This is a genomic window from Desertivirga brevis (assembly GCF_017355835.1).
Genome location: NZ_JAFEWF010000001.1, coordinates 1,716,915 through 1,733,331 on the forward strand (window position 1 = coordinate 1,716,915; position 16,417 = coordinate 1,733,331).

Annotated in this window: 9 protein-coding genes; 3 read left to right on the forward strand and 6 right to left on the reverse strand. The window is 41.8% G+C overall.

Annotated elements, in window-relative coordinates; translation table 11 throughout:
* Window positions 1–254: 254 nt before the first annotated feature.
* Window positions 255–3,467 (forward strand): ligand-binding sensor domain-containing protein, encoded by a 3,213-nt coding sequence (locus J4N25_RS07520; protein ID WP_207421520.1) that lies wholly within the window; start codon window positions 255–257, stop codon window positions 3,465–3,467.
* A 48-nt stretch (window positions 3,468–3,515) separates the two neighbouring features.
* Window positions 3,516–4,295 carry a response regulator transcription factor gene (locus J4N25_RS07525; RefSeq protein WP_207421521.1) on the forward strand — a complete coding sequence of 260 codons (780 nt, stop codon included), beginning with the start codon at window positions 3,516–3,518 and terminating at the stop codon, window positions 4,293–4,295.
* 47 nt (window positions 4,296–4,342) lie between these two features.
* Here the strand turns inward: J4N25_RS07525 and J4N25_RS07530 are convergent, their stop codons facing one another.
* From J4N25_RS07530 to J4N25_RS07550, 5 genes are all read right to left on the reverse strand, one after another.
* Complete coding sequence (locus J4N25_RS07530) at window positions 4,343–5,731, reverse strand: 3-keto-disaccharide hydrolase (protein ID WP_207421522.1); 1,389 nt, start codon at window positions 5,729–5,731, stop codon at window positions 4,343–4,345.
* Between the two features lie 4 nt (window positions 5,732–5,735).
* A complete protein-coding gene (locus tag J4N25_RS07535) occupies window positions 5,736–6,938 on the reverse strand; it encodes a Gfo/Idh/MocA family protein (protein WP_207421523.1) in 1,203 nt (400 codons plus the stop codon).
* Between the two features lies 1 nt (window position 6,939).
* A complete protein-coding gene (locus J4N25_RS07540; protein ID WP_207421524.1) occupies window positions 6,940–8,289 on the reverse strand; it encodes a Gfo/Idh/MocA family protein in 1,350 nt (449 codons plus the stop codon).
* A 194-nt stretch (window positions 8,290–8,483) separates the two neighbouring features.
* Entirely contained in the window at window positions 8,484–11,018 is a 2,535-nt protein-coding gene (locus tag J4N25_RS07545) for a beta-L-arabinofuranosidase domain-containing protein (protein WP_207421525.1), read from the reverse strand.
* 175 nt (window positions 11,019–11,193) lie between these two features.
* Window positions 11,194–11,718: a hypothetical protein gene (locus J4N25_RS07550; protein WP_207421526.1), complete on the reverse strand. Its 525-nt coding sequence runs from the start codon at window positions 11,716–11,718 to the stop codon at window positions 11,194–11,196.
* A 297-nt stretch (window positions 11,719–12,015) separates the two neighbouring features.
* Between J4N25_RS07550 and J4N25_RS07555 the strand changes: the two genes are divergently transcribed.
* Window positions 12,016–14,592 (forward strand): TonB-dependent receptor, encoded by a 2,577-nt coding sequence (locus J4N25_RS07555; protein WP_207421527.1) that lies wholly within the window; start codon window positions 12,016–12,018, stop codon window positions 14,590–14,592.
* An 875-nt stretch (window positions 14,593–15,467) separates the two neighbouring features.
* Here J4N25_RS07555 and J4N25_RS07560 read toward each other — a convergent pair.
* Window positions 15,468–16,361 carry a sulfite exporter TauE/SafE family protein gene (locus J4N25_RS07560; protein ID WP_207421528.1) on the reverse strand — a complete coding sequence of 298 codons (894 nt, stop codon included), beginning with the start codon at window positions 16,359–16,361 and terminating at the stop codon, window positions 15,468–15,470.
* Window positions 16,362–16,417 lie beyond the last annotated feature (56 nt).

A 16,417-nucleotide genomic window follows, 5' to 3' on the forward strand; every position in this document is an offset into this window, starting at 1 on the left:
TCATTCCTGATGGGGCCCCAGCAACCCATTCTCCCCTCTTTTCTACAGTCCAAATGTCGATAATGTCACCAAGCGAGATTTCTCAAACTATGGCTCATTTGTCTCATTTTCGGGAGACGGTATTGGTAAATATCAGCGAGGTGGGCTTTAAGAGCATGTTTGAGAGTTTGGATTGAAAAAACAAGCTTTTTGGATATTTGGAGGGGTATTTAAGAAAGCCTTTTCTATTATATTTGAATCAGCGGAACTGACCAATGTACTTGTATACTCCAATTCTAACAGTAATATTCTTCCTACTAGCGTTCGATACGGCTAAGTCGCAGTCTTATTACTTTAAGCACTACCAGGTGGAAGAAGGTCTTGCACATAATTCTGTGATCACACAGATACAGGATAGCAAGGGCTTTATGTGGATTGGCACAAAGGGGGGACTAAACCGCTTTGATGGCTATACCTTTAAAACTTTCAGGAACGATAAGAATAAGTTTGGGACCATAGGCAATAACATCATTGTTTCAATAGACGAAGACAAGAGGGGAATGATCTGGGTGGGAACCGGGAGAGGGATTTTTAAATATGATCCTTACCTTGAAACATTTAAGGAACTCGTCCTGGCGGTAAAAGGTGGTATAACCTATATCCGCACTGACAAACGAAATAACTTATGGTTCCTGGCAGAAGGCTGGCTTCATCATTATAATCAACAACAGGATAAGGTGACTAATATTGGTCTGGCCGCGTCCTGTCTCACGCTTGGTAAACAGGGAAATATCTGGCTTGGCAGGAATGATGGGACGGTTCTCAAATACGATCCAGATACAAAGAAAGTAAGCAGTATGGCGGTTCTGGATAAGAACCTGCCTCCTCAGGAGAAATTCATTACTAAGGTTTTTGACATGGGTAAAGACAGCTTGCTGATTGGAACATCGAAACTGGGTGTAAGAGTTTATGATGTAAAAACCGGAGCACGAAGTGCTTTAAAACTTGGCAATGAAAGCAACTTAGATCTTTTCATTAGAGATATTCTGATGTACGGAGATAGTGAATACTGGTTTGCAACCGAATCAGGAATCTTTAATTATAATTTCAAAACGAAGAAAAGCGAAAAGATTGTAAAACGGAACGGGGATAAATATGGGCTAACAGATAATGCTGTCTATTCTTTGTGTAAAGATAAACAGGGCGGCTTATGGGCAGGAACTTTCTTCGGGGGTCTTAATTACTATTCAAAAGAGGGCGCCAGATTCAAAAAATACTATCCTACAGATGATAAGAACTCTATTTCGGGAAATGCTATCCGGGAGATCTGCAGTGATGAACTCGGGAACCTGTGGATAGGTACTGAAGATGCGGGTATTAATAAATTTAATCCCAGAACCGGGCAATTCACGAGCTATCTTCCCAATGGCAAAAGCACAGGACTCTCTTATACAAATATACACGGTCTATTAGCCTATCAAAATCGCCTTTATATCGGTCCCTTTATCCGCGGAATGGAAATAATGGATATTAAGACCGGACTTATTACCGACCGGTTTAAATTGATAGGTGAAAATAAGAGTAAGGTTTCAGACTTCGTGATGTGTATATACCTAACTAGCGACAGTACTTTGCTTATAGGTACTACAGGGAACCAGCTGGGCCTTTTTTCCTTTAATCCATTAAAAAAGACTTTTAAAAGATATGGCTATTTACCAGATGGATTTGACGTTTATGCCCTTCTTGAAGATCATGAAGGAACAATCTGGGCGGGAAGCCCGGGTTCAGGAACTTCGTATTTTAATATAAAAACCGGCAAAAAAGGGACGATCAGCTTCAGTGACAAGGACGATGACAGTCAGTTTGACCATGACTACCTTATTCAGGGGATCTATGAAGATAGTAACAGGTGTTTATGGTTTGCTACTGATGGAGGTGGATTGATACGACTAGGTGCCGACCGGAGAACGATTAAGAAGTATACGACCGAAAATGGACTGCCTACGAATTCAGTCTACCGAATTTTAGAAGACAATTCAAAAAATCTTTGGATTAGTTCTTTGAAAGGTCTGATCCGTCTTAACCTTAAAACTGAGGTAATAAAAGTATATACGCAGTACAATGGTTTAGTAACAGACCAATTTAATTACAACTCGGCTTACAAGGCCGCAAATGGGGAGATGTTTTTTGGCACCGTAAAGGGAATGATCTCCTTCAAGCCAGAGGAATTTGTACAAACGAAAACCATAGTACCTTCATATATCACAGGCTTTCAGATCAATAATAAGGATGTGGTTCCCAATACCGAGAACTCCCCTTTATCCAAATCCGTCTCTTATACAGACACCCTGGTACTCAATCACGATCAAACAAATTTCAGTATTGAGTTTGCGGCAATTAACTACACTTCGCCTGAAGCTACCCGATACAAGTATCAGATGAAAGGTCTGGATAAGGAATGGACGTACCTTCGCAATAATCGCAAGGCTTATTTCACCGGTCTCTCTGCAGGCAGTTATACCTTTGTTATGCAAGCAGAAAGCAATGACGGTAGCTGGACAAGCAAGGAACAACGCTTATTTATTCTCATACTACCTCCCCTATGGAAAAGTAAGCCCGCCTTTATGCTCTATATCACCCTGATCATCATTGCTCTGTACCTATCCTTCAGGTATTATCATTTATACCTCCAGAGGAAAAATAGCGACAAGCTCAGGATGTTTGAATACGAAAAAGAGAAAGAAATCTACCAGGCGAAAATTGAGTTCTTCACCAATATCACTCACGAAATTCAAACTCCCTTAACTCTTATTGTAGGGCCACTGGCATTGATAATGGAAAGGATAAATGAGTTTGCAGGTATTAAAAGAAGCCTGACTATGATGGAGCAGAATGCAAAACGACTGCTGGAACTGACCGGGCAGTTGCTTGACTTTAGAAAAACAGAGATTAATCAGTTCGGACTGAATTTCGTGAATGTAAATATTTCAGAGATCCTGGCGGAACAAGTAGAGGTATTCAGACAAGAAGCTATTAAAACAAAGATCGAACTAAGCTTTGAGCAGCCTTTAGAACCGGTGATTGCCTTTGTAGATAAGGAAGCATTCTTAAAGATCAGCAGCAACCTGATCTCCAATGCAATAAAATATGCAGGCACAACTGCCTCAATTGAGATTATTCCTAACGGAGAGGATACAGCTAATTTCACGATCAGATTTTCAAATGATGGTCCTGGTATTTCCAAAGAGTTTAGTGAGGACGTTTTTAAACCATTTTTTAGAATGCCGGGAAATAAAAAACCAGGCACAGGGATAGGTTTGGCTCTCGCAAAGTCGCTCACAGACCTGCACAGTGGCTCCTTAAAATTGGCATCCACAGCTCCCCATCATACTGTCTTTGAACTTACTTTACCCCTCCGTCAAAAATTTGAATTCAAGGTTAGCAGTTGGAAAAAATTTCAGGAGAAAGCTCCTCAGAACTCGGATTAACGATTTTAGCACACGATAATATTTAGTTGAAATTACAACAGGATTAGTATGAAGGATAGTATTTTAATAATTGATGATAACGAAGATATTTTAGAGTTTCTATCACAAGTATTGGGCGAATCTTATAAACTTCATCCTGCTATTAATGGGGAGATAGCGCAGGAGATCTTACAAAACAACATGGTAAATCTTATTATTTCAGATATCATGATGCCCGGTATTGACGGTTTTCAGCTTTGTAAACTGATCAAGTCAACGGTTGAATACTGCCATATACCTATCATCCTTCTTACTGCAAAAAACACTTACCAGGCACACATTGAAGGTCTTGAAGTGGGGGCCGACGCCTACATACAAAAACCCTTCGCACCGGAGCTTTTGCGCTTGCAAGTAGCAAATCTGCTGAAAAACCGGATGAAGGTTAAAGAACATTTCTCCGGTGATTTATCCAGCGTCAGACGTGAACTGGCTCATTCCAAAATAGACGAACAGTTTTTACAGAAATTGGAGGACTATATACATGCCAATATGAGAGATCCGGACATTGACATCAATAAACTTGCGGATTATATGAACATGAGTAGGCCTACGTTTTACCGTAAGATCAGTTCGCTTTCCAATCTCTCTCCTAAAGCCCTGATCAACGTTATCAGGTTGCAAAAAGCTGCTGATCTCATTGCACAGAACGAATTTACTTTATTTGAAATAGCAAAAAAGGTGGGTTTCAGATCTCAGAGCGTTTTCGGAAAAAACTTCCAGAAACACTTCAAGCTAAGCCCAATGGAATATTTAAATGATTTGAAAAAGAAAGCTTATGAGAGGTCCTAACAGGACATTCATAAGCTTCAACTAATTAAAATAAAGCAATAAGTTACTCAATTAAGGTTCCTGATCTTTATACTTCTAAAACTTACATCATTGCCATGATCCTGCAGTAAGATATGACCTTCAGGTGCTTCACCGAAGTTATTCCAACTTTTGTACTTACTAATTGCTACCAGATCACGAAATTCTTTAGAACCTCTAACATACTCCAGCACTTTCGCTCCGTTCAAATAATGTTCTACCCTGTTATCGGGATAAACAACTACCCGGCCGCTGTTCCATTGGCCTATCGGATGAAGAAAACGTTCCGGCTTATTAGCTGTGATTAAGTCGTATAAAGACGAGAGCGTGCGATTGCCATCGCGCCCCAACTTGGCATCAGGATGCAATTTATCATCAAGCACCTGATACTCAAGTCCGATTGCGGATCCCGCGTTTTTCTCTGTCAGGGTGACAAAATATTTCACTCCGCTGTTAGCGCCCGGCGATAATTTAAAGTCGAATGTTAAGTCGAAAGCTTTGTATTTATCCCGGGTAACAATATCTCCTCCATTAGTTGATTCTGCTCCAGTTGACGAAAGTACGCGCAGTGTACCATGCTCAATTACCCATCCTTTTGGAGGAAAGGAATCTTTATAAGCTCCAACCCAACCATTCGAACTCTTACCATCAAACAGCAATTTCCAGCCACTTTGTTTCTCCTGTTTACTCAGTGAGTTGGGTTCCATATTCACCACAAAAATATCTGAAGGAAAAGGCTCAGGCTTTAGGTTAGCTGTTTTAATATTAATGTTCTTAAAATAAATTTCCTTACCAGCCTCTTCTTCCTTTGATATGCTGTGCACCTGCAAGCCAATGAAGCCTTTCTGGTCAATCGTATCAATTAGATAGGCCACTGGTTGCCCGTTTAACCAAGTTTTAGTTACGTTGCCAATGCACTCGATCTTAACATGATTATACTCTCCGCTTTTATACAAGTTCTGCGCCCTGGTATTTAAGGAAAGGGGATATAACCACTGTCTTCTGCTTTCGTCATAGATCCCTGCACTCCATTTCCTGTCGCTCGGATCAATTTCCACTTGCCTGCCATAAACTGCCCCCTTGCCCTTATTGAGCTGGGGATTATAATGACTGCGGGTTTGAATTCCTGAATTGACGGGAGCACCAAGTTTGATATCGAGTTCGAGCACAAAATCTCCATACTCATTTTCAGTAACCAGGAAGGTATTGGGGGAATTAAGAACAGTGGTTCCCACAATTACTCCGTCTTCAACCTTGAAAGGAGCGTTTCCGCCCAGGGTCTTCCAACCTTTCAAAGTTTTCCCATCGAATATTTCGGGACCTGCCCCATTTCTTTGATGCTTGGTATTGGCTATTGATACACCCGCATGAAGCAAAAATGCCAGTACCAGCGGGAAAATTACTCTGATAAGTTTCATAATCTTAAAAATTATATTCTGATTTCCATGATTTAACCTGATGCTGGGCGATAGCCTGATTAGCCAAATGCACACAAACTGCAGTAGTTGCTCCGGTTATCACATTAGATGCTGGCTTTGCTCCTGTCGTGATTGCTTTATAAAAATCACTTAAGGCATACCATGTTCCATCTTTTGATTTTTCTTTTAATATGGGAATGCCCCCATCGGTATTCCATTCTATTTTCGAGGCACCAGTAACGCCATCAACTGTTTCCAGCTCCTTTCGCGTTTCTTTCTCCGGATAAAATACTCCCTGATCTGTCAGTAATGAAATTGTTCCCTTGGTACCTTTCAATCTAAACAAATAACCATCGTAAGCATTTCCACAGGTTGCCCCAAAATTGCCGATCATATTTTGCTTGTTATATCTCAGCGTTACCTGCACATTGTCAAATGTCTCCCTTCCGTCTTTGTAGAAATCGATCCCTCCGGTACCCAAAACTTCATCGGGATGAGTATCGAAAGCCCAATTGATAAAATCAATTTGATGAGAAAGCAGTTCAGCCACCAGACCGCCGGAGTACTCTTTATACATGCGCCAGTTAACCTGCTTCTCAAGAGCGGCATCCGGAACGCTGCGTCTCCAGTTCCAATTTCTGTCCCACCTGCTTTCCACCTGTGTAACTTTTCCCAAATAGCCTTTGTGAATCATGTCTTTAACCCGGTAGTATAAAGGTGTGTACCGGTATTGGTGCCCTACTTGTAAAACCAAGTTTGGATATTTTTCTGACAGCTTCACCAGCTTTTGGGCCTCGGAAATACTATAGGTCATCGTCTTTTCAAGATAGACATGCTTCCCTGCCTCTAATGCTGCCGCTGCAGCTTCGTAATGGGAATTTAGCGGGGTCGCTATAAGGACAGCATCGACACTTTTATCATCCAGCAGCTTGCGGTAATCTGAATGATTTTTTAGCTGACCTGCGCCCCAGGCTTTCTCTGCCTCCCTGAGGCGGAAATCGAGTACGTCACATGTTGCAGTAACCTTGAAAGAGTTGTTAAGCTGCTTAATAGTATGGATCAAGCCTTTCCCGCGGTCGCCAGTACCAATAACTCCCACTCTGATTATCCCATCGGGTATTCGCGAGAATGCGCTTACCATTTGGTTTTGCAGAAGCAGAGATCCTGTAAGCAAACCAGCCTGCTTCAAAAAATTGCGTCTCGACATCTTATTTAAACAATTTTCCGTTCACAATTACCTCCTGCTTCTTTTCGTCGAAGGTTGCTTTTGAACCTGTGTGAGAGGCAGCTGTAGTCATAATATTTGCAATTGAATGATAGTATCCGGCTTCCACAGGAGCATTCGGTTGTTTCCTGCTTCTGATACATTGCATCCAATTGAGCATGTGACTTGTAGTTAGGCGGTCGCCGCCTGTATTTGCACTGGCAACAGCCTGCATGGAAGCATCAGCAAGGGCAATAGTAGGCAACAGATTAGCTTTCATACCCATTGCGGCTGCATGGCTTTCTTGTAACCCTCCGTTTGGAGAAATCTGGTTTGTGATTAGGTTCAATTCCCCACCGTTCGAATAATAGATCTCCGCAGGCTTCTCTGAGCCATTGTGCATCCTTGAACTAAATGTTACCTGGAATCCTTTCTGATCTCCATCCTGACCATAATCGAACACTGCAGTTGTGGTATCCCAATTCTTCCGTCCATCAATCCACATATAAACGCCGCCGTTTGCCACTACGCTTCTGGGATGTTTTAGTCCGGTAAACCAATGCACTGTATCAATCTGGTGACTCATCCATTGCCCCGGCATCCCGGAGGAATAGGGCCAGAAAAGACGGTACTCTAAATACTTACGAGGGTCCCAGGGTTCAAAAGGCCGGTTCATCAAAAACCTTTTCCAATCGGTATCTTGTTCCCTGAGCTGAGCGAGTAATTCCGGTCTCCTCCATCGCCCTGGCTGATTCACGTTCCATGTAAGTTCTACCATGGTGATATCACCAAATTTACCTTGCTTGATAAAATCCGCAGCAGCATGATAATTTGTGCCACTCCTTCTTTGTGATCCTATCTGAACGATCCTGTCTGTAGCTTTTACTGCTCTCAATGCTGCCCTATTGTCTTCCATAGTCTCAGCAAAGGGTTTTTCAACATAGGCATCACAACCGGCCTTAACAGCCTCAATAGTATGTAACGCGTGTTGAAAGTCAGCTGTACTTATTATTACGGCGTCGAGATCCTTCATCCGGTACAACTCATCATTATTCACACAGGCCTTTATTTTCTGGTTGAGCTTCTGCTCAAGAAAAGCCTGCCCCTCCTCGCGGCGAAGCTTCCATAGGTCAGATAGTGCTACTATTTCAAAATTCAGCTTGGTATAATGTGCAGTAAAAGCAGGGAACAGCGAATTTTTAAAGCGGTCTGAGAAGCCGACCACTCCCACCCGGACACGATCATTGGCGCCAATGATCCGACTGTAGCTTTTAGCGGTAAAAGGTAAAGTACTCAGATAAGTACCTGCAGCAGCCATGGCTGTTGTTCTGATAAATTCCCTTCTTGAAGTCATTTAACAAGGTTTTTAGATGGCAGAATTGATTAGTTTATAATTATTTCCTTAGGTTCAGAAATGTCCGCATTTTAAACGCAAAACACAAGTATTTCTTGAAATTCATTCATTCATTCATTCATTCATTCATTCATTCATTCATTCATTCATTCATTCATTCATTCATTCCATCTCCCATTCATTCCTTCTCTCACTCATTCCGTCAATCCTTTCACTATAATATTGTCAAACCAAGGCATTCCATCGTACGAACGAAGACCGACCATACCCTGCCGGTACTCAGCATCACTTACTGAAACAAGAGGCTCTGTTGAACTGCCCAGATAAACACGAATTGAGGGACCTTTCGCCTTTACGGTTAAACGATACTTCTGCTCAGGATTCACTTTAAAAGCTGAGGAGGCAAGCATTTTGTACTTTTGATCAACTGCTTTGCCAATCTCAACCCGATTAAGAACAGGATTGACACCTACATAGTATCCTTCATAAAAATCTGCTCCAATAAATGGTTTCGAAACCCGGAATATGACTCCCGCATCTCCTTTTTCACCTGTTACGATATCAGTTTGAAAGGAAAAATCGCTGAACTGCGTGTGGCTTGCCAGCACCTTTGAACCATGAATACCAGCCCCCCACGACCCATGGTTGGAAGCATTCCGGATTGCCCCATCCTTCACAAACCACCCTCCTCCATAGAAGATCCAGCCATCCATTTTCCCATCTTCAAAGTTCGCAGTAAAAGTACCTTTTGTTGCTCTCTCTGACCCGACGAGAGGTAAGATAGAAATTCGAAGATTTTGAGCTCCATATGGGATCAGACTCAGCTCTTCTTCTGGCTCTGAAGATGTTACGGGACTATAAGGAACCTCAAAGGCGGATATATTGTTATATGAAATTGTCCATCCGGGAATTTTCTTTCCCTTTATTTTTAGGACTATCGGAGTATTAGCCGGATCGAAAGGATCATCGGTCAATCTACTTATTTCCACCTTGACCTGCTCGTCCAGGCTACCTTTGCTTAATACAAGTCCATAATTCCAGTCCTTGTTAGGATACAGTTCATAATCGGCAAAACCTGCAACAGAATGAACCTTCGTTATTACCTTTCTGGCGTCAACTTTCAAGGCATAAATCAGTGGTCCGCGTTCCACACTAACAGCATTATTCACCTGCCCGGTCAGCTTTACTTCCATAGGAAAGTTAAGCAGAACCTCGTCCCCATCCTTCCATTGCCTTTTTAAAGTCACTATCTTTCCTGATGATAAACCTGATTGTGTTTTTCCATTGATCTTTATAGTTGCGTTTTTGCACCATCCAGGGATCCGTAAGCGTAAAGGGAAAGTTGCTGATTCTTTCAAGGATAGTTTCAATCTTATCTGGTCTCCGAAGGGATAATCTGTTTCTTCAGAAACTTTCACAGGAATATTATTAGCAACTAACGCCCGCACTTCTACAGGTGCGTAGGTTAATATGGCTAGTCCTCCGTCAGGTGTCGCAGCCCAGCTATTTTTAACGAAATAGGGCCATCCCATGTGCATATTGAACCGACAGCATCCCATTCCCGAATACGGGCTTAATAATAAACTCTCGGGGTAATCTTCATCAAAACCGTTGTGGCCACGTACGCAACGAACCTGATTAGGCTGCGTATAATAAAGGTGTTCTTTCAGATCTCTGCTAAATTGTGCTGGCAATGCATTAAAAGCTATTTTTTCAAGTCGGTCGCCTATGCTCGGGTCTTCAATTATGCGAGCAGCCGTTTCCAAACTCTGCATCCATTCTACTACAGTGCAGGTCTCTGCTCCCTGAATAGAACTCTTGCCTGCAAGGAATTCTGTTCCCGATGCTATCCCTGTTGGTTGTGCATGATCCGAAATCAGATGATCTATTCCCTTAAAGAAAGCCTGTTTATAAAATTGATCCTGGGTGTGCTGATAAGCTATAGCAGGAAAGCGCAGCGCCTGACCTACGTTGACGCCGTGCTTTGTCTGGAAATCGTCTCCAAAATGATAGAACATATTCCGGCTAAAAATCTGCTTCCAGGGGTAGGCCTGCTTCTCAAGCAGAGATGCCAGCTCAAGCAAATGTTTCTCGCCGGTCTTGTTATAAAGCCAAAGTACAACCTCAATATTATCACCAGCCCTTGATTTACTCCAATCACGTAAGGGGCTGGCCGGAAGGTTTTGAACCTGGTATTTGAAATAGCTGCTAAGAAAAAGAATTACTTCCTGATCGCCTGTGGCCTCGTAAAAGCTTTTCAGCGCGTATAGCATGGGCATTCGCGGCCACCAATCATTCATCTGCTTTGGTCCGAAAAGGCCATTTTGCTGCTGACTATTTAAGGTATATTCTATCCACTTCCTGGCTTTTTCTTTTAACGTCTCACTATTCAGGGTATAGGCGAGGGCGACCAAGCCTTTAACATAGTAGGCAGGCCTCTCCCATCCTTTTCCTGAGCCTCCAAGCCAATCAGAGTCCAAACCTAAATTATCAGGTTCAGGGTATAGCTCTTCGGCATACCCTGTTGCTCCATTTGCCTGCAGCTCTAATTGCTTAAGCAACCACCCTTTTGCTCTGATGCTCCCTAATGGAAGTTCTGCATAAGTAGATTTAAGAAGGGGAGCTCTGGAAAAGGCATAATCCGCTATGTTATTATTTTGCGCTACCACTTCACATTGCCAGAGTAAGGGCAAAATTAAAGTGCTTAACAACCTGAAAAATTTGCCCATTTAAATAGATGATTTTTAATCGGCGTATCAAAACTTAATCGGCACACACCTAATCAAAAATCACAAAAACGCTCATCTAATACTTCTCATGTTTTAGCTTTTTTGTCTCAAATTGCTCTTACAAGTTAATTAAAGCTGTAAAAATCAGATCCTACCATGAGCCAGAAACCATGTATTACCAGCTTACCTCTAAGTAAAAAGCCTCTTCACCCTCCATTAGAACAACGCTTACCTTAGGGAAAGATCGAGGATCTGGTTTGCAAGTTCTTACCATGCCTGTCAAAACTCCTTTGCCGTACTCGGGGGGATAAGGAGTATGCATTTTTAACCGGGCAAACTTCATTTCTTCATCGAAGCTTTCCAATACGAAATATCCTACCTCCCCATTTATATGATTGCTTTTATAGGCAGCATCGAGGTTGATTAGGAGTGACTTAAAATCTGCATTTGGATCAGGTACGGTAGCTCCTCTTCCTTTACCAAGCGTAAAAATAGTATTGGGACCATAAGTTATCGAAACAGCCTTAAGGGCATCCAGCCAGTCTTGCTCATGATACCATCCCTCAGGAACCAAGTCTGTAAGTCCATGTTTATTCAGAAGGTCATCAATATTCATGTTGTGTTCCTTCAGAATATTTACAGCTGATAATATTGCACGGCCGCTTACTTTATTCTCCTCTGCAAAAGCTTTGTAATACATAATTGTTGTTATTAATTCTTGTACGGCTAAACTGACATAAGGGTTCTCGCAAGAGCTTTGAAAGAACAATATTGCTCTGATAATCAACATTATAATTAACCTTCCGAGAAAATAATTTCTATAAATATAAATTGATCCTATATTTGCCTACTAATTCTATAGAGTTACAAAAAATGCGACAAACTGAATGGGCGTTCACTCCTGTTTAAGAACATGCAAAGGAAGGTGCCTCCAGTTAGCTTTCAGTTAAGCCTCAATAGATGAGTATCAATCGGTCAATTAAACAATAATCACTAAATGATGAAACGTTTTACGTATGCTTTAAAATTAATAACCCTATCTGCTTTGTTATTTAGCTTTACTCCCTTACTAGCCCAAAATATTGTAAGCGGAATTGTAAAAGATAGCAGAGGTCCTCTTTTAGGTGCAAGTGTGGCTGTAAGAGGCACTAAGCTTTCTACTACAACAGATTCTTTAGGACATTTCAGAATTGCGGTAAATATCCCGACTCCTTTTTACTTAAGGGTTAGCTATGTGAGTTATAAAGCACAGGATTTCCAGGTGATTAAATTCGAGGATAAGCCCTTGGAGTTCACCCTTGTTGACGCTTCTCAACTTGAAGAAGTTGTTGTCACGTCCCGCAGGCGTTCAGAAGTATTACAAGACGTACCAATTCCCATTTCGGTAGTAGGTGGAAGACAGCTGGAAGAATCCGGAGCCTTCAATGCAAACAGGGTGAAAGAACTCGTTCCTTCTGTTCAGTTCTACTCTTCAAACCCAAGAAATACTACGCTTAATATCCGTGGTCTGGGTTCTACTTTTGGTCTGACAAATGACGGAATCGACCCGGGTGTTGGCTTTTATGTAGACGGCGTATACTACGCACGTCCTGCAGCAGGAACTTTCGACTTTGTAGATGTAGAGAGGTTAGAGGTTCTGCGCGGACCTCAGGGAACCTTATTTGGTAAAAACACTACTTCTGGTGCGATAAACATCACTACACGTAAACCTACTTTCAGTCCTGAAGCCAGCTTTGAAACGAGTTTTGGAAACTTCGGATATATACAGGCTAAAGCCTCAGTAAGTGGTCCTCTTGGTGATAAATTCGCAGCTCGCCTATCATTCTCAGGTACCCAGCGTGATGGTGTAATTGAAAATATTCGCACCTTGAAAAATATCAACGACATTAACAACTTAGGCTTCCGCGGACAATTGCTATTTAAGCCTTCTGATAATGTATCATTACTCTTGGCTGCTGATAATTCACGTCAGCGTCCTGATGGCTATGCCCAAATCGTAGCAGGTGTTGCACCCACTCTAAGACCAGCTTATCGCCAGTTTAACGCAATTATCTCCGACCTCGGATATACACTTCCGAGCACTAATCCTTTTGATCGTAAAGTAGACCACGATACTCCGTGGAACTCGGGTAATGATCTGGGCGGAGTGTCTTTAAATGCAGATATAAAAGTTGGCCCTGGTACACTGACTTCTACCACTGCATGGAGATACTGGAAGTGGGATCCTTCAAACGACCGTGACTTCACAGGTTTACAATCTCTTGCTAAGTCCAACAACTATTCTAAACATCAGAACTGGTCGCAGGAGGTTCGCTATAGCGGAGAACTTTCAGATAAATTGAGCGGTGTTGTTGGATTGTTCTATATCGATCAGGAAGTTCAGACAGACCCTGTAGCTATTGAGGAATCAGGAACTGCAACCTGGCGTTTTTCCCAAAGCACGACCAGTGATCTTTGGAAAACACCCGGATTATTTGAAGGATATGGCATCCAGAATAGATTCTCCATCAAATCGCAGAGTGCTGCAGCTTTTGCGAACGTAGACTGGGAAGTAGCGAAAGGATTACACGTATTACCAGGTATCCGTTTCAATTACGATAAGAAAGTTGTGTCTTACAGCAGGACAACCTACGGAGGACTGCAGACTACAGACCCTGCCTTGTTAGCTCTAAAAGCTCTTGTTTATACTAATCAGGCATACGATACTGATGCTGACGAGAACAACTTCACGTATCAGTTGACTTTGGCGTACAGGCCCAACAAAAGAATCAATGCCTTTGCCACTTACTCAACCAGCTTCAAGCCAATAGGTGTAAACGTATCAGGGCTACCAACAGTGAACGGGGCTGCAGCTTTAGACCTGGCGGTTATCAGGCCGGAAGATACTAAGCATTACGAGTTCGGTGTCAAAACAAATCCAATTAATAACTTTACCTTGAATCTAACCGTTCACAATTCAGATATCCGTGATTATCAAACTAACGTACAATCACCAGAAGTTGGTGTAAATCGCGGGTACCTTGCTAATGCTGAAAAAGTAAGGGTTAGAGGAGTTGAGTTGGATGCAAACATCAAAGTGAACCAAAACTTCTCCTTCTATGGTTCCGGAGCCTACACTGATGGAAAATACGTTCGCTTTACCAATGCTCCTCTTCCTCTCGAAGAAACAGGTTTGACCGTTGACGGCAAGCAAGTTGCATTTAAAGATATATCAGGAGGAAAACTTCCGGGAATTTCTGAGTGGGCAGGATCTTTAGGTGGCGAGTTTAGTACCGCTGCTAAACTATTGAAAAAGGAATCAAGGTTCTTCACCGCACTTGATCTTTCATCACGCTCTGGCTTTTCATCAAGCCCTTCACCCTCTAAATATTTGAACGTTCCAGGATACGCTTTATTTAATGCACGACTTGGATTCAAATCTTTCAGTGGTTTATCCGCTTATGTTTGGGGACGTAACCTATTCGATCGCAATTACTTCGAGCAATTGCTTCCGGCCGGAGGAAATGCCGGTCACTATGCAGGAGTGTTAGGCGATCCAAGAACATTTGGATTAACGTTGAGATATTCTTTATAATAGAAGAAAATAAAGCAAAAATAAAGGCCGGCAACTAAATTGCCGGCCTTTATTTTTGCAGTACAATTTTCCTGTTCATAATTACAAATTCTTTTATTTTTCAATAAACTTATTTGCTTACCGCTGCCCCTCAGGAGAGTACACCTTTCGAGAAGAATCCTGCGGCGAATTCTAAGTGCGTATAATGCCTGGTATAGTTAATAAAGCTAACGGTAGTATAGCGGCATCAGGAGAATTCAGGAAAGGTGCAAGCCTTGGGAAACAATGAAGAACTCTATTTTTCAGACTTATTCCCACCCTAAAGCAAGGAGATGCGAAACGCACTCGGCACTGCTTCTTACTATTGGTTATTGGCAAAGGAATCTTACGAATCTCCTCCGTACCTGAAAAAACCTTGCAACGTATTTAAAATTAAATTCTGTGATCAAAGTGAACTTGGAAGAGAGCCTTGCCTGAAAATTCCAGAATTTTATCTTGTTAACGTGATAAAAGGAAAGAATTATACTTCCGGGTTATCCGTAGATATTGGTATCGCTTAGGTTTCTGATAATCCCGAGGAGAGTCAGCAATAAGTGGTTTCAACTGGATATCCCTCATAAAAAAGTAAAAAGGCAGGAAGAGGTATATTGCTTAAACTTAAGCCAGGCAAAGTTCCATTACCTCGCAGTTGTGATGAGTATAAAGGAGATCAATACAAAAGATCAGGACCTAATACCAGCGTTTATATTATTTACTAATACCGCAAGCCCGAAAACCTCTGAAAAAACAGGACAAGGAACTTCTTCTACAGAAGAGACGCCGGGGTAAAACGTCTCTTCGCTTTCAACGAAAACAAGTTTGCAAGAATTAACGTAGGGCTTCTCCTAAATGTTACTTTAGAAGTACTTAACAAGCGTTTTCAAACTAAGCAGGATCAATAAAACACCAACCAGCACTGTAATAGGTTTTCTAGGTATTTTATTAACCAGATAAGCACCCAGAGGAGCTGCAATGATTCCACCTACAATTAATCCCGCAATTACCTGCCATCCACTTATCCCATCGAAAAGCATAAAGGTAATTCCACTTGCAAAGGCTACGGCGAATTCAGCAGTATTTACTGAGCCGATAGTGTAACGTGGGTCTCTGCCCTGTCCCATCAACGTTGATGTAACAATAGGTCCCCAACCTCCACCACCTATCGAATCCATAAAACCTCCAAATAAGGCAAGGACTCCAAGTTTTTTTGTCTTTCTTTTCTGAATATTTCTCTTTAAGCCCTTTATGATAATTACGGTGGCTAGGATGATCATATATCCTGCTATGAAGGGTTTGATTACATTCCCGTCTATTACGTCTGACAGTAAATATGCGCCGGTGATAGATCCAGCAACTCCTGGTATAAGCAGGCTCAATACAAGTTTCTTATTAATATTCTTGAATTTATAATGGGAGATTGCAGAAACTCCTGTAGTAAACATCTCTGCAACGTGCACCCCCATGCTACTTATTGCAGGAGGAACGCCGAATGAAAGCAGTAATGAGGTTGACGTTGCACCATAACCCATCCCAAGGGTACTGTCAACTAATTGAGCAAAAACTCCAATTAACAAGAAAATTAGGAATTCAGAATTTAATCCCTCCTTTATTCCCGCAATTGAAAAGCTGGAATGATAATTAAAGATAATGATCGAAAGTAAACCAACAACCAGTACTGAAGGAATAACGTACCATAGGTAGCCCGACTTTCCCTTAATCTCTACGGTGTTTTGTTGAATATTTGCTGACATATATAAAGTAATAGACTACAAAAATAGAGAAAAATAACAAAGTATATAATATAGGT

Excerpts from the sequence above, each read along its gene's own strand:
- J4N25_RS07520 (WP_207421520.1), top strand. The coding sequence starts at position 255 with ATGTACTTGTATACTCCAATTCTAACAGTAATATTCTTCCTACTAGCG.
- J4N25_RS07525 (WP_207421521.1), top strand. The coding sequence starts at position 3,516 with ATGAAGGATAGTATTTTAATAATTGATGATAACGAAGATATTTTAGAG.
- J4N25_RS07530 (WP_207421522.1), bottom strand. The coding sequence starts at position 5,731 with ATGAAACTTATCAGAGTAATTTTCCCGCTGGTACTGGCATTTTTGCTT.
- J4N25_RS07535 (WP_207421523.1), bottom strand. The coding sequence starts at position 6,938 with ATGTCGAGACGCAATTTTTTGAAGCAGGCTGGTTTGCTTACAGGATCT.
- J4N25_RS07540 (WP_207421524.1), bottom strand. The coding sequence starts at position 8,289 with ATGACTTCAAGAAGGGAATTTATCAGAACAACAGCCATGGCTGCTGCA.
- J4N25_RS07545 (WP_207421525.1), bottom strand. The coding sequence starts at position 11,018 with ATGGGCAAATTTTTCAGGTTGTTAAGCACTTTAATTTTGCCCTTACTC.
- J4N25_RS07550 (WP_207421526.1), bottom strand. The coding sequence starts at position 11,718 with ATGTATTACAAAGCTTTTGCAGAGGAGAATAAAGTAAGCGGCCGTGCA.
- J4N25_RS07555 (WP_207421527.1), top strand. The coding sequence starts at position 12,016 with ATGATGAAACGTTTTACGTATGCTTTAAAATTAATAACCCTATCTGCT.
- J4N25_RS07560 (WP_207421528.1), bottom strand. The coding sequence starts at position 16,361 with ATGTCAGCAAATATTCAACAAAACACCGTAGAGATTAAGGGAAAGTCG.